Genomic DNA, 21,182 nt, shown 5'->3' with positions numbered 1-21,182 from the left:
TATCAAGCCTGCCCCCCTCGTAGCCGCGCCCGATGACGGTCTCACACGCGGTCGGCGACGTCTACGCCGTCGACCCCGAGCTACTCGGAACGCCGGGCGCGCTCACGCTGTACGTCGTCGACGCGGCGGAACCGTTCCTCGTCGACACCGGGTCGGCGAACTCGCCGCCGCACGTCTACGACGCGCTCGAGGAAATCGGCATCGACCGGGCCGCCGTCGAGCACGTCCTCGTGACCCACGTCCACCTCGACCACGCCGGCGGCGCCGGGCACCTCGCCGCCGAACTCCCGAACGCCACCTTCCACCTCCACGAGCGGGGGCTGCCCTACCTCACCGACCCCGGGGAACTGGCGCGACTCAAGCGCAGCGTCGACCGGGCCATGGGCGTCGAGGACGCCTACGGCGACCCGGAACTGCTCGACCCCGAACGGTGCCGGACCGTCGCCGGCGGCGAACGCCTCGACGTCGGCGACCGCGAACTGGAACTGGTCGACGCCCCCGGCCACGCGCCGCACCACTTCGCGGCGTTCGACCCCGCCACAGAGGGCCTGTTCTCCATCGACGCCGCCGGAATGTACGTTGCCGGCGAGATGCGGCCGACGACGCCGCCGCCGGGCTTCGACCTGGAGACGAACCTCGAGACCGTCCGGCGGCTGCGGGCCTTCGAGCCGTCGGTGAACTTCTACGGCCACGTCGGACCGGGCGGCGAGGACGCCGTCGGCGAACTCGACCGCTACGAGGCGATGCTGCCCGAGTGGGTCGACCTCGTCGCCGAGCGACGCGGGGAGTACGGCGACGACGTGTCGGCCATCGTCGACTCGCTGGGCAGCGAGTGGCAGAGTCCGACCGTCCAGCGGGACGTGGCGGGCGTGCTGCACTACCTCGACCGGACGACCGAGTAGCCGCGGCGGGCCGCCGGTGCGGTCAGTTCCCGACCGACTCGACGGGCGCGACGGTGGTCTCGACGCGGCGGGTCCGCCGGACGGCGAGCACCGTCAGCGCGAAGGCGGCAAAGGAGAGTCCGAGGATGAGTAGCTGGCCGGTGTCGCCGAAGGCCCGCCGCGCGACGACGAGCTGGCCGACGACGAGCGCGGCCCCGAGGCCGCCGGCGGCCGACACGAGCCTCGCGTCGAGTTCGCGGCCCCACAGGGCCACGACGACGAGCGCGGCGAAGGTACCGAAGCCGACGGCGTAGTAGACGAACTGCGCCACCTCGCCGAAGGTGACGAACAGCCGCGGCGTCAGCGCGACCATGACCGGGAAGGCCAGCAGCGCCGCGGCGCCGGCCTGCCGGACGCGGTCCGGGGAGACGGCCGTCTCGGCGGCGTAGGTCCAGACCGTCGCCGCCACAAGCGCCGCGAGGATGGCCGACGCCAGAGCGAAGTGCAGCGTCAACACCAGAATCGAGTAACCGAAGACGAACTCCCTGACGAGGACGGTGAAGGCGCCGAAGACGACCTGTATCGGCGTCAAAAGCAGCGCCACGAGCGTCGCAAGCCGGACGCGGCGCTGTCGCCCGCCCCGCCAGGCAGCCACCGTCGAGCCGACGATGAGGAATCCGGTTATCATCGCCACGAGCCGGTGAGACCACTCGATGAACGACATGAAGTTCGCGGGAAAGAGGCCGAAGACGGCGCCGTCACACAGCGGCCACCGGGCCTCGCAGGTCAGGCCGGCCCCGGCGGTCGCGGTCACCACCCCGACGAGCGCCGTGACCGCGGTGGCGACGGTCGTCCCGAGCAACAGCCGGCGGAAGTCCATGGTCGAGCGTCGGAACTCCGGGAGTATATACCCCGCGGAAGCGGCCGGTCCGGTGGCCGAACGCCCCTCGCCGGCGGTCAGAACACGACCGGCAACTCCAGGCCGGCGAGCGGACCGAGGAGGAACAGCGCGATGGCGAAGCCGGCGACGGTGAAGAGACCGCCGACCGGGAGCCGCCAGCCAGCCCACTCGCGGCGGTCGACCAGGTCGGCCTCCTCGTCGTCGGAGATGAGGAACATCGTCTCCTCGAGGGCGTCGTCCTCGCCGACCTTCCGGACGACGAGGCGGTCGGCGTTGCTCCCACCGACGTCACCGTCGCGGGGCTGTGCGGTGCCGAAGACGTAGACGCTCTCCTTGTCCCGGACGAGGTTCTGCTTGTACCGCCTGTCGTTGTCCTTCCCGGTGGCGTCGGCGGGATAGGAGAGTCCCTCGGTGGCGTCGACGAACTGCTGGACCGGGGCCGGTCCCCGGTCGCCGCTGTCGACGTAGGTCGTCGTCCAGTCGTCTGGATCGAGTTCGTAGGTCGCCTCGTCGTGCGGTTCGACGCGGACCCGACCGGTCCCGTCGTCGACGAGAAACGGCGTGTGCAGGACGCCGGACTCGACGGTGTGCCAGTTCCCGGGATCGTCGTCGTTGTCGTCGTACTCCTCGATCTCGTAGTCGGCGACGACGCACTCCTCGTCGGAGAACGGTGCCTGTATCGGCCCGTCGGCGGCCAGCGCCGACCCCTTGACCTCCGAGGGGCCGACCGACAGCGCCTCGACGTCCTCGGTCGGGGTGTCCCGCATCAGCGTCCGCTGTTTCCGCCGGGTGAAGCCGGTCTTGACGAGACCCAGACCGCCCAGCGCGACGACGAGCGCACAGCCGACGCCGGCGAGCCAGGCGCCCGGCATCCCGTCGTTGCGGAGGTAGGCGTTCCCGGGTTCGCCGGGGCGGTACTGGACGGTCACCTGGTCGCCGGGGTCGTACTGGCTGACCACGTTCTCCGCCGGCCCCCGGCTGTCGTCCCAGCGGGTGAATCCCCCCGGATAGACGTTGTCGCTGGTGTAGGTCTCCCCGTCGACCGTGTACTCGTAGGTGACGACCGGCCGATACGACCGGTCGCCGTCGTCGTCGGTCTTGACGGCGATGTCCGTCGACTGGATCGTCGCCTCGGTCGGCTGGTTCTCCTGGACTGCGATGTGGTGGCTGACGGTCGGGACCACGCCGATGACGCCGAGGATTCCCCCGACGAGCAGGAGCGCCCCCACCGCTCCGACCCCCTTGGTGTCCATGGTCGTGGTGCGTTCCGGTCGGCTATTAACTGCTTCGCCGGCGACACCTCTCCACACCGGGCCGCGACGGTCGGTTCCGGCCGGGCGCTGTCGTCAACGCTGCGCCGTTGGGTAGCTTTTTGGGGCCGCTGGACGGGACCTAGGACATGGGACTGGACGAGGATTCACTCGAGTATCACCGACGCGAGCCGCCGGGGAAACTCGAGATCTCGACGACGAAGCCGACCAACACGCAGCGGGACCTCTCTCTGGCGTACTCGCCGGGCGTCGCGGCGCCGTGCAACGAGATAGCCGCGAACCCCGAGGAGGCGTTCACGTACACGACGAAGGGCAACATGGTCGGCGTCGTCTCCAACGGGACGGCCGTCCTGGGGCTGGGCGACATCGGCGCCCAGGCCTCCAAGCCCGTCATGGAGGGCAAGGGCGTGCTGTTCAAACGGTTCGCCGACATCGACGTCTTCGACATCGAACTGGACCAGGACGACCCCGGCGAGGTCATCACCTCGGTGAAGGCGATGGAACCCACCTTCGGCGGCATCAACCTCGAGGACATCAAGGCGCCGGAGTGTTTCGAGATCGAGTCGACGCTGCGGGAGGAGATGGACATCCCCGTCTTCCACGACGACCAGCACGGCACCGCCATCATCTCCGGGGCAGCCCTCCTCAACGCCGCCGACATCGCCGACAAGGACCTCTCGGAACTGGACATCGTCTTCTCGGGTGCCGGCGCCTCCGCGATTGCGACCGCCCGCTTCTACGTCTCGCTGGGCGCCGACCGCGACAACGTCACGATGTGCGACTCGTCGGGCATCATCACCGCACAGCGGGCCGAGACCGACGATGTCAACGAGTTCAAAAAGGAGTTCGCACAGGACCGCCCCGAGGGTGACCTGGCCGACGCGATGGAGGACGCGGACGTCTTCGTCGGCCTCTCCATCGGCGGTATCGTCGACGAGGAGATGGTCCGGTCGATGGCCGACGACCCGATCATCTTCGCAATGGCCAATCCCGATCCCGAGATCGGCTACGAGGCCGCCAAGAACGCCCGCGACGACACGGTCATCATGGCGACGGGGCGGTCGGACTACCCCAACCAGGTCAACAACGTCCTCGGCTTCCCCTTCATCTTCCGGGGGGCTCTGGACGTGCGAGCGACCGAGATCAACGAGGAGATGAAGGTCGCCGCCGCCTCGGCGCTGGCGGAACTCGCCCGACAGGACGTCCCCGACGCCGTCGTGAAGGCCTACGGCGACCAGCCGCTGCAGTTCGGTCCCGAGTACATCATCCCCAAGCCGCTGGACCCCCGGGTGCTGTTCGAGGTGGCGCCCGCCGTCGCCGAGGCGGCGATGGACAGCGACTGTGCGCGGCGGGATCTGGACCTCGAGAAGTACGCCGAGCGGCTGGAGGCCCGGCTGGGCAAGTCCCGCGAGATGATGCGGGTCGTCCTCAACAAGGCCAAGAGCGACCCCAAGCGGCTCGTCTTGGCGGAGGGCGACGACGAGAAGATGGTCCGTGCGGCCTACCAGCTGGTCGATCAGGGCATCGCCGAGCCGGTACTCATCGGCGACCACGAGGAGATATGGGCCCACGCCGAGCGGCTGGGACTGGACTTCGACCCCGAGATCGTCGACCCTGAGAGCGGCAATCTGGACCCCTACGCCGAGCGGCTCTATGAACTCCGCCAGCGGAAGGGCGTCACTCGCCGCGAGGCCGACGAACTCATCGAGGACGGCAACTACCTCGGCAGCGTGATGGTCGAGATGGGCGACGCCGACGCGATGCTGACGGGGCTGATGCACCACTACCCCTCGGCGCTCCGGCCGCCGTTGCAGGTCGTCGGCACCGCCGACGACGCCGAGTACGCCGCCGGCGTCTACATGCTCACGTTCAAGAACCGCGTGATCTTCATTGCCGACGCCACCGTCAACCAGGCGCCCGACGAGGACGTCCTCGAGGAGGTCACGCGCCAGACGGCCGATCTGGCCCGCCGGTTCAACGTCGAACCGCGGGCGGCGCTTCTGTCGTACTCGGACTTCGGCAGCGTCGACAACGAGGGCACCCGCAAGCCCCGGGCGGCGGCCCAGCGGCTCCGTTCGGACCCGGCCGTCGACTTCCCGGTCGACGGCGAGATGCAGGCCGACACCGCCGTCGTCGAGGAGACCCTGGAGGGAACTTACGCCTTCTCGGAGCTCGACGACCCGGCCAACGTCCTCGTGTTCCCGAACCTGGAGGCGGGCAACATCGCCTACAAACTGCTCCAGCGGCTCGGCGGCGCCGAGGCGATCGGCCCCATGCTCGTCGGTATGGACAAACCGGTCCACGTCCTTCAGCGGGGCGACGAAGTGAAGGACATCGTCAACCTCGCCGGCGTCGCCGTCGTCGACGCACAGAACGGCGAGTAGCGCCGGCGATATTCTTCATTCGTCCGGTTCGGCTGCGAGTCGCTGGTCGAACGACCGACAAAGCGTCCGAGTCGTTCCGTTCCGCCGCATTTGCCCGGCGTCGGTCGAAAGGTTAAAACGGAGTTCACCCAAGCACACGGGTATGGCACGCGAATTCGACGTGGACCGTCGTGCGTACCTGAAGACGGTCGGCGCTGGTGGTCTGGCGCTCGGGATCGCTGGCTGTATGGGCAACGGCGGCAACGGGGGCGGTGGGGTCGAAGTCGCCTTCACAATCCAGACCGGCGAGCAGTACGGACTCGGCGTCCGCGAGGACGACAGCGCCAGACTGGAGGCCGTCAACGCCGGCCTGCAGGCGGTCCGGGACGACGGCGTCTACGACTCGCTCATCGAGGAGTACTTCGGCTCCGGCGAGGACGCCGGCGACGTCACCGAGGGCGCCGACGGCGGAACCGGTGCCGGCACCATCGTCGCCGGCACCGCCCCCGGATTCGCGCCCTTCGAGTTCAACAACGACGAGGGACAACTGGTCGGGTTCGACGTGGAGTTGACCGAGGCGGTCGTCGCCCGGACCGACTACGAGTTCGGCGGCTTCGAGACCTTCGAGTTCAACAGCCTCATCCCCGCGCTCCGGGACGGCAACATCGACCTCATCGCGGCGGCGATGACCATCACCGAGGAGCGCGACGAGCAGATAAACTTCTCGAACCCCTACTACGAGGCGAACCAGGGCGTCCTGGTCCAGTCGGACGGGGACTTCAGCCCGGAGAGCCGCGAGGACCTGGAGGGCCGCGTCGTCGGCGCCCAGAGCGGTACCACCGGCGAGGACGAGGTCGACAAACTCATCGAGGACGGCATCATCGCCGAGGACAACAAGCGGACCTACGACAACTACGAACTCGCCGTCAACGACCTCGAGAGCGGCAACATCGACGCCGTCATCATCGACGTGCCCGTCGCCGAGAACTTCGCACAGCGGTAATCGCCCGATGGAGTTCGCACCGCTACAGGCGAGCGACTGGGCGGTCGTCGCCGACAACTGGTGGGTGCTCGCACAGGGGCTCTACGTGACGGTGCTTCTCACCGTCGGGAGCCTCGCGCTCGGGTTCCTGGCCGGGTTCCCCGCCGGGGCCACCGAGGTGTACGGCGACGGTCTGCTCCACTCGCTGGTTCGCGGTGCCGGCGTGCTGCTCCGCGGGACGCCCATCGTCGTCCTCATCGTGCTGTTCTTCTTCGGCATCCCCTGGCCCGACATCGGGAGCGTCGGTCTCGGTGGGTGGCTGCTCGTCGACCGGTTCGAAATCAACGGCCAGGCGCTCCTGGCGGCGACGGCCGCGCTGGGTTTCCGGAGCGCCGCCTACCAGTCGCAGGTGTTCCGTGGCGCCATCCAGAGCATCGACGAGGGACAAATCGAGGCCGCCCGCTCGGTCGGACTCTCGAAGCTCGAAGCGGTCCGCCACGTCGTCTTCCCGCAGGCGCTTCGGCGGTCGATTCCGGGGTTCCAAAACGAGTTCACCATCGTGCTGAAGGACACGAGCATCGCCTTCGCCATCGGTCTCGGGGAGCTCCTGTACCGGGGGTACCAGCTGTTCCTCCGCCCCGACGTGGAGGCCGTCGCCGAGGTCATCATCGCAATCAGCGCAATCTACTTCGTGCTGACGTTCACGACGAACCGGGCGCTCGACCGACTCGAAGCGCGGTACGCGGTACCGACGGGGGAGTCCTGACGTGAGCCGACTGCTCGAGTTCGACGACGTGTACAAGTCCTTCGGGGAGGAGGAGGTGCTCAAGGGCATCAGCTACGGGATGGACCGCACCGACGTCGAGGTGGTGGTCGGCCCCAGCGGGAGCGGCAAGTCGACGCTGCTCCGGTGTGTCAACCGGCTCACCGACATCGACGACGGCGACATCCGCCTGGACGGCGAGTCCGTCTACGAGATGGACGTCGACGACCTTCGGCGGCGCGTCGGGATGGTGTTCCAGGGGTTCAACCTGTTCGCCCACCGCACGGCGCTGGGTAACGTGACGCTCGGTCTCCGGAAGGTCCGGGGGATGGGTGCGGAGGCGGCCCGTTCGCTCGCCGAGGAGAACCTCGCCCGGGTCGGCATGGCCGAGCAGGCCGACTCCTACCCGGCGGAGCTGTCGGGCGGGCAGAAACAGCGCGTCGGCATCGCCCGGGCGCTGGCGATGGAGCCGGAACTGCTCCTGTTCGACGAGCCGACGAGCGCGCTCGACCCCGAACTCATCGGCGAGGTGCTCGACGTGATGTTCGACCTGGCCGACGAGGGCATGACGATGCTCGTCGTCACCCACGAGATGAGTTTCGCCCGGTCGGTCGCCGACACCATCACCTTCCTCGACGACGGCGTCGTCGCCGAGCGGGGACCGCCCGAACAGCTCTTCGAGCGCCCGGAGAACGAACGAACCCGCCAGTTCCTCGGCGAGTTGGACGCATGAGCGAGCGGACGGTCCGCGGCGTCGAGTTGGGCGAGATTCCGGGCACGCGACGGCTGCTGTTGTTCGCCGTCGGCGTCGTCTTCTGGGGATGGCTCCTGGTTCGCTGGACCCACGACCTCTTCGTCGCGCCCGGCGTCAACACCAGCGACCGCGAGCCGTTCGTCCCGCCGGAGATATTCGCGAATGGCGCCGCCAGCCTGGAGAAACTGGCGGCCGGCGGCGGGCCGCTGGCCGGCGTCTACGGCACGCTCGCGGGTCTCTTCGACTTCCTCGCCTTCGGGATGAGCGTCATGCCGGAACTCGCCACCGGCGCCAGGCTCACCGTCCTGTTGACCGTGCTGTCGATACTGCTGGGGCTGGTCATCGCCGTCCCGCTCGCGGTCGCCCGGACCTACGGCGGCGCGGTCTCGCGGTGGGTTGCGCTGACCTACACCGAACTCCTCCGTGGGACGCCGCTTCTCGCACAGCTGTTCGTGCTGTACTTCGGGCTGCCGACTTCGCAGGTCGTCCGTCTCGTGCCCGGCGTCGGCACCGGAATCGTCCCGCGTGCCGCCGTCTGGGTCGCCGTCATCGGGTTCACCATCAACAGCAGCGCCTACCAGGCCGAGTACATCCGGTCGGCGCTGCAGTCCGTCGAGTCGGGGCAGATGACCGCCGCCAGGTCGGTCGGACTCTCCCGCCTGGAGAGCATCCGTCACGTCATCCTGCCGCAGGGACTCCGCTACGCCATCCCGGGGTGGACGAACGAACTCGTCTACCTCGTCAAGTACTCCTCGCTGGCGGCGTTCATCGCGGTCACGGAACTGTTCAAACGCGCCGACAGCATCGCCTCGGACACGATACGGGTCATCGACATCTACCTGTGGGTCGCGATACTCTACCTGGCGCTGGTGCTGACGCTGTCGGTGGCGATGAGCCGCTTCGAGGCGCGCGTCTCGATTCCCGGCGTCGGCAGTCCCGGCGAGCGCGACTGACTACATGAAATCGGAGAGACCGGCCTGCCCGTCGTCGGATTCGGCTGCCTCGTCGTCCCCGTCGTTCGCGGTACCCTCGTCTGTCTCGGCCGCCGTCCCGTCGGTCGCACCGAAGTCCGCCAGCGTCCCCCCGGCGTCGTCGCCGTCGTCGTCCTCGCCCGACTCCGCTTCCGCGGCGCTCCCCTCGACGGCCGCGAAGGCGCCGCCGGAGTGTTCGACCGCCTCGACCTCGCGCCGCTCCTCGGCCTCCTCGACGATGCCCTGGACCTTGTTCGTGGTCTTCCCGGACCCGGTGACGAAGGCGACGTGTTCGGCCTCCAGTTCGTAGCGGGCGGTCATCCGGACGGTCAACTCCCGGTTCTTGCAGTGGTGGGTCATCGCCGCGAGGTAGGGCACGATTTCGCGGCGAGCGGTGCCCGTCGAGACGCCGGCAGTCTTTGCGATTCGCTCGGCGACGTAGTCCCGCGTCGAGTCCCGCGAGGAGCGGTAGGGGGCGCCGCCGTAGCGGGTCCACCCGCCGCGCTCGGAGCGGCGGACCGACGCCACGCCCGCGGCCACGTTGTCGGTCGCGTACCGCCAGTAGGTGTAGTTCTGGGTCGCCCGGACCCGGCCCAGCCAGACGTCGGCGTCCGCCAGGTGCTCGTAGGCGTCGGCCAGTTCGGCCCCCTCGTACACCTTCGGGACCTTGTCCTCGATCCACAGCAGCAGGTCGTCGGGCGTCTCGTCGACGTTGTAGGCCGTCTGGAGGGCCTCCTCGGCCGATTCCTCCTTGAGGACGGCGTCGAGGAACGTGAAGATGTCCTCGGTCCGGTCGCGCTCGCCCTCGGTGGCCTCGGCCAGCACCGCGCCGTCCTTCACGCGGGACTGGAGGTCCTTGATGGCGCCCCGGAGGTCGCCGCGGTTCCGGTCGGCGATGGTCTCCAGCACCGACTCCTCGAAGGTGACGTCCTCCCGCCGGCAGATGTCCCGCAGGACCGGCACGATAGAGCGCGAAGAGATATCCCGGAACTCGATGTCACGGCAGGCGCTCCGGAGGCCGGAGGACATCTCGTAGTAGTCGTTGGCGATGAGGACGATCGGCTGGGTGGCCTCCTTGACCAGCCGCGTCATCGCGGCGGCGCCGCCGCGGTCCTTGTGGTGGTGGAGGTTGTCCGCCTCGTCGAGGATGACGAGCTGGCGCTCGCTGCCGAGCGTCGTGTTCGAGGCCGCCCGGCCCGCGAACCGCTCTATCTCGTCGGCGGTGCGGGCGTCGGAGGCGTTCATCTCGAGGACGGGCCAGCCCATGTCGTTGGCCAGCGCGTGGGCCGCCGAGGTCTTGCCGACGCCCGGCGAGCCGTGGAGGACGACCGCCTCGCCGTGCTCGTCCCACGTCTCGGCCCACTCCTTCAGGGCGTCGCGGGCCTTGTCGTTGCCCCGCACCTCCGACAGCGTCGTCGGGCGGTACGTCTCGGTCCAATCGACCATTAGCAGGTGGTTGGCTGGGGTGCGTTTAGTGGTTGCGGAGCGGTGCTACCGACGCCACTGGTCGAGCCAGACGAGTTCGTTCCTCAGTTCGTCGAGCGGATAGTGAGCGAAGATTCGTTCGAGGGTGCGGACGGCACTCTCGGGGTCGTCTCGAAGATAGTTCGCGTCGGTGTATATCACGATTCCCGCGTGGTCTACGGTGTCGGCGAGACTTCCCGCGAAGTCCTTCCTGTCGTGCGTGATGAACGGGAGACCGTTCTCACCGCAGAAACGGAGTAACTGCTCGTCGTCGGTAGCCTCTCCGAATGCTTCCCTGGCTTTGACGACCCCGTGTCCGTTCGACCGAAGGGTCGTGATGAATACGCTGGGAACGTGTTCGTCGGTGAGAACGGACACGGCTACTTCGCCGGTTCCGGGGGAGACAGGGACGCCTCCGCGAGGCTGACCTCGGCGTCCTCCTGCGAACGTCGAACCTCTCGCATCTCGTCGGGATGCTCGTGGTAGTACGCGAGGGCCGAGTACACTTCGCCTAGTGAGAGATCGAGCTGGTCAGCGACGTCGACGGGAGAGTGTTCGCCTTCCACTACCAGCTCGTAGACGTGGAGGACGCCCACCCGCGTTCCCTCGATGCGGGGGTCCCCACCGAGCACGTCGTCGGTTCGGACGATTTCGGCCATCACTCGAGGATAGGGCGGGTTCCAACATAAACCTCCGTGTACTGAGCCGGTTGACGCCTCTCGTGTACGTCATACACACGAGTTGGCCGATTGCTCCGTCCAGTCTGCCATTGCACGCGATTGGGAGGAGCCAGGTAAAGCCGTTGTGGAGCCTCGAGGAACCAGGGGCCGACCGGACGGCCGTCACCGCCCGGCCAGCCGCTCGCCGAGTTCCCGGAAATACGGCGTCACCGCGGCGTTGACGAGACCGACGACGACGAGCGTGCCACCCAGCGCGAGGTAGCTGCCGCCGTCGATCCTCGGCCACAGCCAGCCGCCGAAGGAGCCGACGAGCAGGCCGAGCGAGAGCCCACCGGCGGAACCGCCCTCGATGGACTCCAGGACGAACGTTCCAATCGCCACCGCGAGGAGACCGTAGAGGACGATGGGTCCCGGATTCGTGCTGACGAGGGCGACGAGCGCCGTCAGGATGCCCGAGACGGCGATGCCGTAGCCGACCCGTCGAAGCTGCTTTCGCTGCCGTTCGTCCGTCTCGCCGGACGCCGTCTCGTCGCTCATGCCCGACGGTTCGGCACGGCCGAGTTAGGGTTTACCCCCGACGGTCACTCCTGACCGGCGCTCGCCCCGGCGCTCGCGCGGGCCGCCGCCGCGGCCGCCTCGTCGGCCCGACGGACCAGCCTCGCCTCCAGGGTCGCCGGCTCGACGGTCGTCTTCGGCGAGTGCGAGAGCACGACGTGGGCCATCTCGACCGGCAGGTTCGCCTGCGAGACGACCGCGACGCCGTAGTAGGGGTGGCCGAGCAACTCGCCGAGTTCCGTTCGGTCGGTCGCATCGAACTCGTAGAGCTTCGAGACGTCGTGAATCAGCGCCCCCGCGAGGACGGTATCGAGGTCGATTTCGAAGTCGGGGTGCCGCTGCAACAGCGACTCCGCCAGCCCGACCGCACAGGCGGTCACGTCGCGGACGTGCTCGACGAGTCCGAACGGCTCGGCCTCCTCCGGCCGCGCTTCGGGCGGCAGCCACGGCTGCTGGGGCAACTCCTCGACGTCCAGCCCGTTGACGCCCGCCGCGGTCGTCCAGGCCGTCGCCACGCCGGTCCGCAGGCTGTCGTCCTCGATGCTCTCGATTTCGGGAAACACTCCCTCGATGTCCATGCGGCCGAAACGGCCGCCGCCGGCTAAACGCTGTGGGAACGCACCGGGCGTCAGGCCGCCGTCCCGGCGCCCACCGGCGGCAGGGCGTACTGGAGCGGGACGAAGACGACGAGGGCCACGAGACCCCCGACGGCCAGCGCGAGGGCCGCGCTCTCGACGACGAACCGGCTCCCGAAGGCGACGACGCCGCCGGCGTCCAGCGCCATCCCGGCGGCACCGCGGCGGGCGTACGCCCCGTCGACGTCGGCGGCCGTCGGCGTCGAGCGGTACAGGAAGTACGGGAGGTGCAACAGCGTCCCGACGCCGACGAGCAGGCCCACGACGCCACCGAACAGCACGTCCTCGAAGAGGAGGCGGCCGAGGTAGGCGAATATCGGGACGTTCCCGACGAGCGCCAGCTGTCCGAGCCGTTCCGGCGTGATCACGCCGTCATCGAGAGGGTCCTCGCTCATCCGGTGTGGCGTCGCACGACACCGTTCTAATTCTTTCCGTGGGATCGGCGTCGACCCGGAGGCGACCGCCCGTTCCGGGGTTTCGAATCCGAACGGGACGGCGGAAGTCACGCGTCGAGAACGCTCCACAGCGGCTCTCGATCGTCCAATTCGGGTCGGCCGGGCCGCGACCCGTGGATGGCGCCGGCCGGCTGGCGACGGGACGGTTCGGAAACCGAAGCGAGTGGCCCGCTGGACCCAGGAAAATCAATGGAAACCGCATTGAATAGTGGGTCCGTTGGTTCACTCGATGAACGGACGCGCCGGAAGCGCCGGACGAGTGGCGGCGGGTGCCGTCCGCCGTCCCGCGACCAAGGCGGGCTCACAGGACGGGAACCGATGAACCGGAACGACCGTCGCATCACCGGGTTCACGATGGTCGGTCACGGACTCGTCCACACCTACGAACTGGCCGTACCGATACTGGTGACCGTCTGGCTGGTCGAGTTCTCGGTCACGGCGGCGACGCTCGGCGCCGCCGTCTCCGTCGGGTACGCGCTGTTCGGTGCCGGCGCCATCCCCGGCGGCGTGCTCGCCGACAGGTTCGGCTCACGACGGCTCATCGCCGCCTGCCTGCTGGGGATGGGGCTGTCCTTCGCGCTGTTGAGTCTCGCACCGGGCGTCGGCGGTGTCGTCGTCGCCCTCGGCGCGTGGGGGCTGGCGGCCAGCGTCTACCACCCCGCGGGCCTGGCGCTCATCAGCAACGGCGTCGACGAGCGGGGCGCCGCCTTCGCCTATCACGGCATGGCCGGCAACGTCGGCATCGCCGGCGGGCCGTTCGTCGTGGCGCTGCTGCTCGTGCCGTTCGACTGGCGGACGGCCGTCCTCGTCCTGGCCGTCCCCGGCGTGGTGGCGGGCGTCGCCGGCCTCCGCGTCGACCTCGAGGAACACCGGACGGCGGAGATAGCCGACGGCGGCGAGGCACCCACGACCGAGGTCGAGTCGCTCCGCGACTTCGTGGCGGCCTCCCGGGGGCTGTTCACCGCCGGCTTCCTGACGGTGCTCGGCATCGTCCTGTTCAACGGGCTCTACTACCGCGGCGTGCTGACCTTCCTGCCGGAACTGCTCGGCGGGTTCCTGGCGCCGCTCGTCGGCGGCGAGACGCCCGCCGTCGGTCCGCTGTCGGCCGGGCCGGCGGCGGCCGAACTCGGCCTCTCCCGGTACCTGTTCACCGGGCTTCTCGTGGTCGGCGTCGCCGGCCAGTACGTCGGCGGTCGGCTCACCGACGCCGTCGAACCGGAGCGGGGACTCGCCGGGATGCTGGCCGTACTCGTCGCCGTCGCGCTGCTGTTCGTCCCCGCCGCCGGCGCGGCCTGGTCGCTCGTCGCCGTCAGCGCCGCCCTCGGCTTCACGCTGTTCGGTCTCCAGCCGCTCAGCCAGGCCACCATCGCGGCGTACTCGCCGCCGGACCGGCGCGGCCTCTCCTTTGGCTACACGTACCTGGCAATCTTCGGCGTCGGCGCCCTCGGCGCGTCGCTCGCGGGGGTCGTCCTCACCTACAGCACCCCCGCCACCGTCTTCCTGCTGTTCGCCGGGTTCGCGGCGGCGGCGCTGGTGCTGGCGTCGACGCTGGTGTTCGGCGACAGATAGCCGTCCGACCGGGGCGGCCGCCCCCGGGCCTACTCGCCCCAGTTGCGCCGCTCGGTCGGCCGCTCGGACAGCGCCATCACGTCGAGCGGTTCGTCCTGCGTCTCGATGGCCTCGATGGCGGCGCGGGCGCTCGGCACCGTCGAGAAGTAGGTGATGGTCTCCTCGACGGCGACCTCCAGCACGTCGCGGTCACGCGAGAAGATGACATCGACCTCGCCGTCCCGGAGCGCCTGGGGCAGGTCCTCGAAGTCCTCTTTCTCGTAGACGTCGAAGTGGCGTTCGGCGCCCTCCCGGATGTCGGAGATGTCCTCGTTCTTCTGGGACATCCCGCGCAGCGTCTCGAGGTCGACGACGGCGGTGCCCTCCGTCGGGATGGGCTTGCCGGTCGACGACTGCGCCTTCAGGTAGGCCTTGCCGAACGAGCGGGCGGTGCCCATCACCTCGCCGGTGGACTTCATCTCGGGACCGAGCCGGGGGTCCGACCCCGGCAGGCGGTCGAACGGGAGCACGACCTCCTTGACGGAGACGTGCTCGGGGACCTGCTCGTGGACGCGGAGTTCGTCGAGCGTCTGGCCGGCCATCACCTTCGCTGCCAGTTTGGCGATGGGGACGCCAGTCGCCTTCGAGACGAACGGGACGGTCCGCGAGGAACGGGGGTTGGCCTCCAGGACGTACACCTCGCCGTCACGCACGGCCAGCTGGACGTTCAGCAGGCCGACGGTGTCCAGCGCGCGCGCGATTTCGAGGGTCACCTCGCGGACGCGCTCCAGCGTCTCCTGTGACAGCGACCGCGGCGGAATCATGCACGCGGAGTCGCCGGAGTGGACGCCGGCGGCCTCGACGTGCTCCATGATGCCGCCGATGAGGACGTCGTCGCCGTCGGCCACCGCGTCGACGTCGAGTTCGACGGCGTCGGCGAGGAACTCGTCGACGAGGATGGGCTTGTCCGGCGCGACGCGAACCGCCTCCTCGATGTACTCCTGCAGTTCCTCGTCGGAGTAGACGACGTCCATCGCGCGGCCGCCCAGCACGTAGGAGGGCCGGACGAGGACGGGATAGCCGATGTCGTGGGCCAGCTCCAGCGCCTCGCTCTCGCTGGTCGCGGTGCCGCCCTCCGGCTGGCTGATTCCAAGCTCGTCCATCAGTTCGTTGAACCGGTCGCGGTCCTCCGCGAGGTCCATCGCCTCGACTGAGGTGCCCATGATTTCACAGTCGAGGTCGCGGCGCCGGAGTTCGTCCTCGAGCGGTTCGCCGACGTTGACGGAGGTCTGGCCGCCGAACTGGACCATCACCCCGTCGGCGTCGGTCTCCTCGACGATGTCGGCGACCTCCTCGGCGGTGATGGGCTCGAAGAACAGGCCGTCGGAGGTGTCGTAGTCCGTCGAGACCGTCTCGGGGTTGTTGTTGACGACGTGGGCGTCGATGCCGACCTCCCGGAGGGCACGGACGGCGTGGACGGCACAGTAGTCGAACTCGACGCCCTGCCCGATGCGGATGGGACCGCCGCCGACCACCACGACCGACTCGACGTCGCGGTCGACCTGGACCTCGCTCGCGCCCTGGCCCGTCGGCGGTTCACGCGCCGAGTAGTAGTACGGCGTGGAGGCGCGGAACTCGCCGGCGCAGGTGTCGACCTGTTTGTACGTCCGCCGGGAGGTCGCGTCCTCGACGTCGTCGACGGTGACGTCGCCGGACGCGACCCCGCCCGCCTCGCCGCCGTCGGGTTCGAGGCGCTGGCCCTCCTCGTCGTCGCCGTCGTCGACCTCCGAGGGTATCCAGGAGGCGTGGGTGTCGTTGAACTCCCCGCCGGCGATGGCGGTGACCTCCTGGTTCGTGAAGCCGGCGTCGGCGGCGGTCTGGAAGTCGCCGTCCTGTGCGGCGTCGGCGGCCTCGGCGATGCGCTTGAACCGCTCGACGTACCACTCGTAGATCCCGGTCGACTCGACGACCTCCTCGACGGAGTAGCCGCGGTCGAAGGCCTCGAACATCGCGTACGGGCGGTCCGGCGTCGGCGTCTCGAGGTACGCCGACTCGAGTTCCTCGTCGTCGACGGTCGTCCAGTCGACGGCCGGGTCGTACTCCGAGGAGCGCAGCGCCTTCAGCAGCGACTCCTCGAAGGTCCGGCCGATGGACATCGCCTCGCCCGTCGACTTCATCGCCGGGCCCAACTCGAACTCGACGTCGGAGAACTTGTCCTTGGGCCACCGCGGCACCTTCGTGACCACGTAGTCGATGGCGGGTTCGAAGGCGGCGGTGGTCTCGCCGGTAATCTCGTTGTCTATCTCGTGGAGGCGCTTGCCCATCGCCACCTTGGCGGTGACGCGGGCGATGGGATACCCGGTCGCCTTCGAGGCCAAAGCCGACGAGCGGGAGACGCGGGGGTTGACCTCGACGACGCGGTACTCGCCGGAGGGCGTCCCGTCGTCGCGCCAGGCGTGCTGGATATTACAGCCGCCCTGGATGCCGAGTTCGCGGATGACCTTCAGCGCCGAGTCCCGCATCTCCTGGTGGGCCTCGTCGGGGATGACCTGCGACGGGGTGACGACCGTCGACTCGCCGGTGTGGATGCCCATCGGGTCGATGTTCTCCATGTTGCAGATGATGATACAGGAGTCGTCGGCGTCCCGCATCACCTCGTACTCCAGTTCGACCCAGCCGGCGATGGACTCGGTGATCTGGACCTCGTGGTTCCGGGAGAGCTGGAAGCCCTTGCGGACGATTTCGCGGAGTTCGTCCATGTCGTCGACGACGCCGGAGCCGGAGCCGCCCAGCGTGTAGGCGGTGCGGGCGATGACGGGGAGGCCGCCGACGGCCTCGACCGCCTCTTCGAGTTCGTCCATGGACTCGATGGTCTCGGAGCGACAGACCGGTTCGTCGATCTTCCGCATCCGCTCGCGGAACAGTTCGCGGTCCTCGGTGGCGTAGATGGTGTCCAGCGGCGTCCCCATGATGTCGACGTCGTGCTCGTCGAGGACGCCCTGTTCGGCGAGTTCGGCGGTGACGTTCAGCCCGGTCTGGCCGCCCAGTCCCGCGATGACGCCGTCGGGCTTTTCCTCGCGGACGACCTCGGCGATGGCCTCTGGCGTGATGGGTTCGACGTACACCTTGTCGGCCATCTCGGGGTCGGTCATGATGGTCGCGGGGTTGGAGTTGACGAGGACGACCCGGGCGCCCTCCTCCTGGAGCGCCCGGCACGCCTGTGCGCCGGAGTAGTCGAACTCCGCGGCCTGTCCGATCTGGATCGGTCCACTGCCGATGAGCAGGATGGTGCGGTCCTCGTCGTCGGTCATTACCCCCATCGAGTTCGCACATCGTAATAAGCCCGGCGAAAAGATGCGGATTTCGTAGCGCAAGTACGAATTTCGAATCGTGCGAGCCTCGCCGGAAGCGGGCCGGAACCGGACGAACTCCGGCCGCAGGGCTGACGAGCGTTCGGAAAACGCGACCTCGGGTTACGAGGTTCGCACTGCTGGACCAGAGCGACGGATACGGCCACCCGCTCCCGTGCCGCCGACCCTCAGCTACCTTCGCCGAGTCGGTAGCGGTACGGCTGGCCGTCGATGACCTCGACCTCGCCGGCCTCGGCCTCCCGACCGAGGACGGTCGCAACGCGGTGAGCGCTGTCGAACTCCTCGCCGTGCTCCTCGAGCAGGTTCAGTATCTCCCGGGCCGTCAGCGGCTCCTCGGGGTCCGCCTCCGAGAGTACGGACCGTATCCGCTCGAACTCACCCCGGCGTATGCGCATGTTCTTACGCATGGGCCGGCGTACCATAACACCCCGTCAGACAATCGTCGGACGCCCGACTGACGAAAACCGGGAGACGGGACGCTGGTCGCTCGCGTGGGAACGTCTGACAATTCGCCGCAAAACTGTGTTACACCGTGACACGTCTACACCGGCGTGTCGACCTCGGACTCGAAGTCCCGCTCGGCGCGGTACTCCTCGACGAAGGTCTCGACGTCGAACTCCAGCATCTGCTCTTCGAACTCGGTGGCGGTCGACTCGTCGCCGTGACTGACCGCGTGCTCCATCAGCTCGACGAGCAACTCGACGACGATTTCGTGGAGGCGACGGGAGTCGAAGCCGGTCACCCACAGCAGCGCGTAGCCGACGTGGCCGTCCTCGGCGACGTCGGCGACGGCGACCTCCTCGGGGAACTCCTCGAGAACGATGCCCATCACATGCGGCGTCCCGAACTCCGGGAACTCGTCGTCGGTCTCGACGGTCTCCCGGAGCACGTCCACGATGGACTCGGGAACGAACCGCGAGACGGGGTGGACGTCCACGACGACGGCGTGGCGCTCCCCGCAGTCACACCGGATTTCGCGCATCCCCATGTCGAGGTCGTGGGCGTGAATCGTCTCGCCACAGGGAAGTTCCAGGCTCCCGGAGCCGCCGCCGGGCACGCGCGGTTCTGCCATACCGCCACTCGGCGTCGAACCCGGTTAAAAACAGCGTTCCCGCCCGACCCCCCGTCGGGGGACTCGTCACTCCCGTCGTCGTGGCCGTGGTGGTCGTCGTCCCCGTCGGTCGTGGTGGCCGGGCATCGAGCGAGGGTTGTCCGGGCCGTACGGAACCGGACCGAACTCGACCGACTCGTCATGAAGACGCCACTCGGCGGCGCCCTGGGTGGCAGCGAGAAGGCGGTGTCGCGGAGCCTCGGTCGCGTCGGGGGTACTTCGTGTACGCGCTGGCGCTACTCGCGGCGGCGGACGCCCTCGCGGTCGAACTCCTCTCGGAGTGGATCTCGGCCGCGGTCTCGTACCTGCCGGCGTTCGTCGCCGGCGCGCTCATCATCGTCGTCGGGTTCGTCCTCGCGGACTTCGTCGCCGACGTCGTCGCACACACCGAGACCGTCACGGAAACCAGCTACACCGATGTCTTCGCCGACGGACTGCGCGTCTTTCTCTACTTCGTCGTGACCGTCATCGGGCTGGGGACGATGGGCGTCGACGTCCGAATCCTCAACACGTTCGCGCAGGCCGCCGCGTGGGGCCTGGCCGCCGGTGTCGCGCTCGCTATCGGCATCGCGTTCGGGCTCGGCGGCCGGGACTACGTCGCTGCCAACATCGGCGACTGGCTCCCCGGGCGCGCCCCCGACACCGAGCCGGCCCCCATGGGCCAGCCCGACGGTGGCGAGGAGTCCACCGACTGACCGGCCCGGCTACTCGTCTTCGTCCCCTTCCCCTTCGTCCTCTTCGTCTTCTCGGTCCTCGTCGTCCTCGTCCCCTTCCCCTTCGTCCGCGTCGTCCTCGTCATCTTCTTCTTCCTCTTCGTCACTGTCGCTGTCGTCGCTGATTTCCTCGTCGTCCTCCCGCGGCTCTTCGTGTTCGTCGTCGTCGACTGCCACGGCCTCGATTTCGGCTTCGATCTCTATCTCGAGACCGTCCGTCGACAGTTCCGCCTCGGCTTCCTCGGTGTCGCCGACCGCTATCTCGAGTTCGTCGCCGTCGACCTCTACCTCGACTTCTATCTCCACGTCGAGTTCGGTGTCAGTCATACCCCCGAACGTTCGTCCTACCGGATCAATAGCGCTGTGGTCGGACTACTCGGGGATGTCCTCGGGTCCGAGCGCGCCGTCGTAGGGGTCGCCCGCCGTCCTCTCGGCCTCGTCCGGTGGCTCTCGCTCGGTCAACTGTAGGTAGCCGCGGGTGACGGCGGCGGCTCCGAAGGCCGCGAGCACGCCGCCGATGGCGGCCGAGACGACGGTCGCGGCGACGGCCGACACCGGCGCGAGGACCAGGCTGGCCATCAGATCGATCTGCGAGACGACGACCACGAGCAACCCGAGCGCGAACACGTTGAGCCGGTTGCCCTTCGTCAGGCGCCAGGAGGCCGCCAGGGCGTCGACGAAGTTCTCGTCTTCGAGGGCGATCCGCTGCCGGAGGAAGTAAAACACGACGGCGAAGAAGAGCCCGGGGACCAGGAGGAACACGGAGCCGACCGCGATGAGCCCCCAGACGACGATACCGCCGACGAAGCCGTTCAGCGTCGCCAGCCCGAGACCGCCAGTGGCGTCCCCGAGGGCGACGGCTTCGGGGTCGTCGGCCGCAAACGCCCGGACCGCGACGATCGAGACCGCCTCCGCGAGAAACGCGACCACGAGCAGCCCCCCGGCGGCGACCGAGAGCGGCACTCCCAGCGCCAGCGGGGACGTCTCTCTGACCGTCTGGAGTTGCGTCTCGAGGACCTCTATCTGTCGGTCGTACTCCGCCTGGGTCAGGTCGAGTTGCTCCGGCGATGCTGCCCGGAACGTCTCCAGCATCGCCTCCAGGGCCTCGATCTGGAGCGTCTGCGAGAGGACGGCCGACACGAGCGCCACGAGGGCGAAGACGACGGCGAGCGAGAGGCCGGCTCGGGTGGAGAGCCGCGAGAGCCCCTCGCCGAACGCCTCGCCGATATCCAGCGACATATCCGACCCACCGCTCGCCCACTACTTAAAAACGTCCGTACGCCGCCCCGGTAGTGCTACGCGTCACCGACGGCCGATCCTCAGGGCCAGTCGTCGCGGCCCTCGTCGTCGACCGTCTCGTCGTCGGTCTCGGGATCGCCCAGTTCCCACCCGGCGGCCTCGGCTGCTCGCTCGACCGGCAGGAACTCCCATCCGACCTCCTCGGCGAGGGTCTCGTCGCCGTCGTCGACGCCGACGAAGACGTGCCGCTCGGTGTCGAACTGGGTCTTGACGTTCTCGAGGCTCTCCTCGCGGCCCCGGGGCCCCGAGAAGAAGTCCTGTCGGATCCGGTTCTTCCGGGTGAAGTTCGTCACGACGTAGGTCGGCTTCTCCGAGACCACCCCGACGTACTCGCTCCAGGTGCGGGCGTCGGAGAACACCTCCTCCGGCCGCGCCAGCCGCTTGAGCGCCTCGAGTTCGAACGCGAGCGTCATGTCCGTAGAGCCGCCGCCATCCATACACGAATCGGGGACTCGCCCGGAGAAA

General features: G+C 68.7%; 22 protein-coding genes. 8 read left to right on the top strand and 14 right to left on the bottom strand.

Annotated features, from left to right (window positions below; translation table 11 throughout):
- Window positions 1-32 precede the first annotated feature (32 nt).
- Entirely contained in the window at window positions 33-902 is an 870-nt protein-coding gene (locus NLF94_RS11545) for an MBL fold metallo-hydrolase (RefSeq protein ID WP_254837776.1), read from the top strand.
- A gap of 22 nt (window positions 903-924) precedes the next feature.
- Here NLF94_RS11545 and NLF94_RS11540 read toward each other — a convergent pair whose 3' ends face one another.
- Both NLF94_RS11540 and NLF94_RS11535 read right to left on the bottom strand, forming a co-directional pair.
- Entirely contained in the window at window positions 925-1,761 is an 837-nt protein-coding gene (locus NLF94_RS11540) for a COX15/CtaA family protein (RefSeq protein WP_254837775.1), read from the bottom strand.
- A 77-nt stretch (window positions 1,762-1,838) separates the two neighbouring features.
- Window positions 1,839-3,035, bottom strand: a complete 1,197-nt coding sequence (locus tag NLF94_RS11535) for a DUF3592 domain-containing protein (RefSeq protein ID WP_254837774.1) — start codon at window positions 3,033-3,035, stop codon at window positions 1,839-1,841.
- Window positions 3,036-3,181: 146 nt separating this feature from the next.
- Between NLF94_RS11535 and NLF94_RS11530 the strand changes: the two genes are divergently transcribed.
- The 5 genes from NLF94_RS11530 (at window position 3,182) to NLF94_RS11510 (ending at window position 8,868) form a co-directional block, all read left to right on the top strand.
- Window positions 3,182-5,437 carry an NADP-dependent malic enzyme gene (locus NLF94_RS11530; protein ID WP_254837773.1) on the top strand — a complete coding sequence of 752 codons (2,256 nt, stop codon included), beginning with the start codon at window positions 3,182-3,184 and terminating at the stop codon, window positions 5,435-5,437.
- A gap of 142 nt (window positions 5,438-5,579) precedes the next feature.
- Window positions 5,580-6,419, top strand: coding sequence for a transporter substrate-binding domain-containing protein (locus tag NLF94_RS11525; RefSeq protein ID WP_254837772.1), 840 nt, complete (start codon window positions 5,580-5,582; stop codon window positions 6,417-6,419).
- A gap of 7 nt (window positions 6,420-6,426) precedes the next feature.
- On the top strand, window positions 6,427-7,164 hold the full coding sequence (locus NLF94_RS11520; RefSeq protein WP_254837771.1) for an amino acid ABC transporter permease: 738 nt from the start codon (window positions 6,427-6,429) through the stop codon (window positions 7,162-7,164).
- Between the two features lies 1 nt (window position 7,165).
- On the top strand, window positions 7,166-7,894 hold the full coding sequence (locus NLF94_RS11515; RefSeq protein WP_286670320.1) for an amino acid ABC transporter ATP-binding protein: 729 nt from the start codon (window positions 7,166-7,168) through the stop codon (window positions 7,892-7,894).
- Entirely contained in the window at window positions 7,891-8,868 is a 978-nt protein-coding gene (locus tag NLF94_RS11510) for an amino acid ABC transporter permease (protein WP_254837770.1), read from the top strand. The genes NLF94_RS11515 and NLF94_RS11510 overlap by 4 nt, the downstream gene beginning before the upstream one ends.
- On the opposite strand, the gene NLF94_RS11505 is transcribed toward NLF94_RS11510, so the two are convergent.
- The 6 genes from NLF94_RS11505 to NLF94_RS11480 form a co-directional block, all read right to left on the bottom strand.
- Entirely contained in the window at window positions 8,869-10,332 is a 1,464-nt protein-coding gene (locus NLF94_RS11505) for a replication factor C large subunit (RefSeq protein ID WP_254837769.1), read from the bottom strand.
- A 45-nt stretch (window positions 10,333-10,377) separates the two neighbouring features.
- On the bottom strand, window positions 10,378-10,728 hold the full coding sequence (locus NLF94_RS11500; protein ID WP_254837768.1) for a DUF5615 family PIN-like protein: 351 nt from the start codon (window positions 10,726-10,728) through the stop codon (window positions 10,378-10,380).
- Between the two features lie 2 nt (window positions 10,729-10,730).
- Complete coding sequence (locus NLF94_RS11495) at window positions 10,731-11,009, bottom strand: DUF433 domain-containing protein (RefSeq protein ID WP_254837767.1); 279 nt, start codon at window positions 11,007-11,009, stop codon at window positions 10,731-10,733.
- Between the two features lie 183 nt (window positions 11,010-11,192).
- Complete coding sequence (locus tag NLF94_RS11490) at window positions 11,193-11,567, bottom strand: hypothetical protein (RefSeq protein WP_254837766.1); 375 nt, start codon at window positions 11,565-11,567, stop codon at window positions 11,193-11,195.
- Between the two features lie 44 nt (window positions 11,568-11,611).
- The gene (locus NLF94_RS11485; protein ID WP_254837765.1) at window positions 11,612-12,163 is read right to left on the bottom strand and encodes an HD domain-containing protein; all 552 of its coding nucleotides are present in this window, start codon (window positions 12,161-12,163) and stop codon (window positions 11,612-11,614) included.
- A 50-nt stretch (window positions 12,164-12,213) separates the two neighbouring features.
- Window positions 12,214-12,615, bottom strand: coding sequence for a hypothetical protein (locus tag NLF94_RS11480; RefSeq protein ID WP_254837764.1), 402 nt, complete (start codon window positions 12,613-12,615; stop codon window positions 12,214-12,216).
- A 378-nt stretch (window positions 12,616-12,993) separates the two neighbouring features.
- Here NLF94_RS11480 and NLF94_RS11475 point away from each other — a divergent pair, with 378 nt between their 5' ends.
- Window positions 12,994-14,244, top strand: coding sequence for an MFS transporter (locus NLF94_RS11475; RefSeq protein WP_254837763.1), 1,251 nt, complete (start codon window positions 12,994-12,996; stop codon window positions 14,242-14,244).
- A gap of 29 nt (window positions 14,245-14,273) precedes the next feature.
- Here NLF94_RS11475 and carB read toward each other — a convergent pair whose 3' ends face one another.
- The 3 genes from carB to NLF94_RS11460 all read right to left on the bottom strand — a co-directional run bounded on the left by carB (window position 14,274) and on the right by NLF94_RS11460 (window position 18,666).
- A complete protein-coding gene (carB, locus tag NLF94_RS11470; protein ID WP_254837762.1) occupies window positions 14,274-17,534 on the bottom strand; it encodes a carbamoyl-phosphate synthase large subunit in 3,261 nt (1,086 codons plus the stop codon).
- Window positions 17,535-17,761: 227 nt separating this feature from the next.
- Complete coding sequence (locus NLF94_RS11465; protein ID WP_254837761.1) at window positions 17,762-17,989, bottom strand: hypothetical protein; 228 nt, start codon at window positions 17,987-17,989, stop codon at window positions 17,762-17,764.
- A gap of 146 nt (window positions 17,990-18,135) precedes the next feature.
- A complete protein-coding gene (locus NLF94_RS11460) occupies window positions 18,136-18,666 on the bottom strand; it encodes a DUF5815 family protein (RefSeq protein WP_254837760.1) in 531 nt (176 codons plus the stop codon).
- A gap of 260 nt (window positions 18,667-18,926) precedes the next feature.
- Between NLF94_RS11460 and NLF94_RS11455 the strand changes: the two genes are divergently transcribed.
- Window positions 18,927-19,400 (top strand): mechanosensitive ion channel family protein, encoded by a 474-nt coding sequence (locus tag NLF94_RS11455; protein ID WP_254837759.1) that lies wholly within the window; start codon window positions 18,927-18,929, stop codon window positions 19,398-19,400.
- Window positions 19,401-19,409: 9 nt separating this feature from the next.
- Here the strand turns inward: NLF94_RS11455 and NLF94_RS11450 are convergent, their stop codons facing one another.
- The 3 genes from NLF94_RS11450 to NLF94_RS11440 all read right to left on the bottom strand — a co-directional run bounded on the left by NLF94_RS11450 (window position 19,410) and on the right by NLF94_RS11440 (window position 21,154).
- Entirely contained in the window at window positions 19,410-19,745 is a 336-nt protein-coding gene (locus NLF94_RS11450; protein ID WP_254837758.1) for a hypothetical protein, read from the bottom strand.
- Window positions 19,746-19,790: 45 nt separating this feature from the next.
- Window positions 19,791-20,657 (bottom strand): DUF7847 domain-containing protein, encoded by an 867-nt coding sequence (locus NLF94_RS11445; protein ID WP_254837757.1) that lies wholly within the window; start codon window positions 20,655-20,657, stop codon window positions 19,791-19,793.
- A gap of 80 nt (window positions 20,658-20,737) precedes the next feature.
- Window positions 20,738-21,154: a DUF7124 domain-containing protein gene (locus tag NLF94_RS11440; RefSeq protein WP_254837756.1), complete on the bottom strand. Its 417-nt coding sequence runs from the start codon at window positions 21,152-21,154 to the stop codon at window positions 20,738-20,740.
- Between the last annotated feature and the right edge of the window lie 28 nt (window positions 21,155-21,182).

The organism is Natronomonas marina, assembly GCF_024298905.1.
Classification (GTDB): Archaea; Halobacteriota; Halobacteria; order Halobacteriales; family Haloarculaceae; genus Natronomonas; species Natronomonas marina.
This window is presented reverse-complemented; position numbering and strand designations above follow the sequence as displayed.

Excerpts from the sequence above, each read along its gene's own strand:
- NLF94_RS11490 (WP_254837766.1), bottom strand. The coding sequence starts at position 11,567 with ATGAGCGACGAGACGGCGTCCGGCGAGACGGACGAACGGCAGCGAAAG.
- NLF94_RS11495 (WP_254837767.1), bottom strand. The coding sequence starts at position 11,009 with ATGGCCGAAATCGTCCGAACCGACGACGTGCTCGGTGGGGACCCCCGC.
- NLF94_RS11485 (WP_254837765.1), bottom strand. The coding sequence starts at position 12,163 with ATGGACATCGAGGGAGTGTTTCCCGAAATCGAGAGCATCGAGGACGAC.
- NLF94_RS11450 (WP_254837758.1), bottom strand. The coding sequence starts at position 19,745 with ATGACTGACACCGAACTCGACGTGGAGATAGAAGTCGAGGTAGAGGTC.
- NLF94_RS11535 (WP_254837774.1), bottom strand. The coding sequence starts at position 3,035 with ATGGACACCAAGGGGGTCGGAGCGGTGGGGGCGCTCCTGCTCGTCGGG.
- NLF94_RS11510 (WP_254837770.1), top strand. The coding sequence starts at position 7,891 with ATGAGCGAGCGGACGGTCCGCGGCGTCGAGTTGGGCGAGATTCCGGGC.
- NLF94_RS11480 (WP_254837764.1), bottom strand. The coding sequence starts at position 12,615 with ATGAGCGAGGACCCTCTCGATGACGGCGTGATCACGCCGGAACGGCTC.
- NLF94_RS11460 (WP_254837760.1), bottom strand. The coding sequence starts at position 18,666 with ATGGCAGAACCGCGCGTGCCCGGCGGCGGCTCCGGGAGCCTGGAACTT.
- NLF94_RS11540 (WP_254837775.1), bottom strand. The coding sequence starts at position 1,761 with ATGGACTTCCGCCGGCTGTTGCTCGGGACGACCGTCGCCACCGCGGTC.
- NLF94_RS11505 (WP_254837769.1), bottom strand. The coding sequence starts at position 10,332 with ATGGTCGATTGGACCGAGACGTACCGCCCGACGACGCTGTCGGAGGTG.
- NLF94_RS11525 (WP_254837772.1), top strand. The coding sequence starts at position 5,580 with ATGGCACGCGAATTCGACGTGGACCGTCGTGCGTACCTGAAGACGGTC.
- NLF94_RS11445 (WP_254837757.1), bottom strand. The coding sequence starts at position 20,657 with ATGTCGCTGGATATCGGCGAGGCGTTCGGCGAGGGGCTCTCGCGGCTC.
- carB (WP_254837762.1), bottom strand. The coding sequence starts at position 17,534 with ATGACCGACGACGAGGACCGCACCATCCTGCTCATCGGCAGTGGACCG.
- NLF94_RS11545 (WP_254837776.1), top strand. The coding sequence starts at position 33 with ATGACGGTCTCACACGCGGTCGGCGACGTCTACGCCGTCGACCCCGAG.
- NLF94_RS11530 (WP_254837773.1), top strand. The coding sequence starts at position 3,182 with ATGGGACTGGACGAGGATTCACTCGAGTATCACCGACGCGAGCCGCCG.
- NLF94_RS11520 (WP_254837771.1), top strand. The coding sequence starts at position 6,427 with ATGGAGTTCGCACCGCTACAGGCGAGCGACTGGGCGGTCGTCGCCGAC.
- NLF94_RS11475 (WP_254837763.1), top strand. The coding sequence starts at position 12,994 with ATGAACCGGAACGACCGTCGCATCACCGGGTTCACGATGGTCGGTCAC.
- NLF94_RS11465 (WP_254837761.1), bottom strand. The coding sequence starts at position 17,989 with ATGCGCATACGCCGGGGTGAGTTCGAGCGGATACGGTCCGTACTCTCG.
- NLF94_RS11440 (WP_254837756.1), bottom strand. The coding sequence starts at position 21,154 with ATGGATGGCGGCGGCTCTACGGACATGACGCTCGCGTTCGAACTCGAG.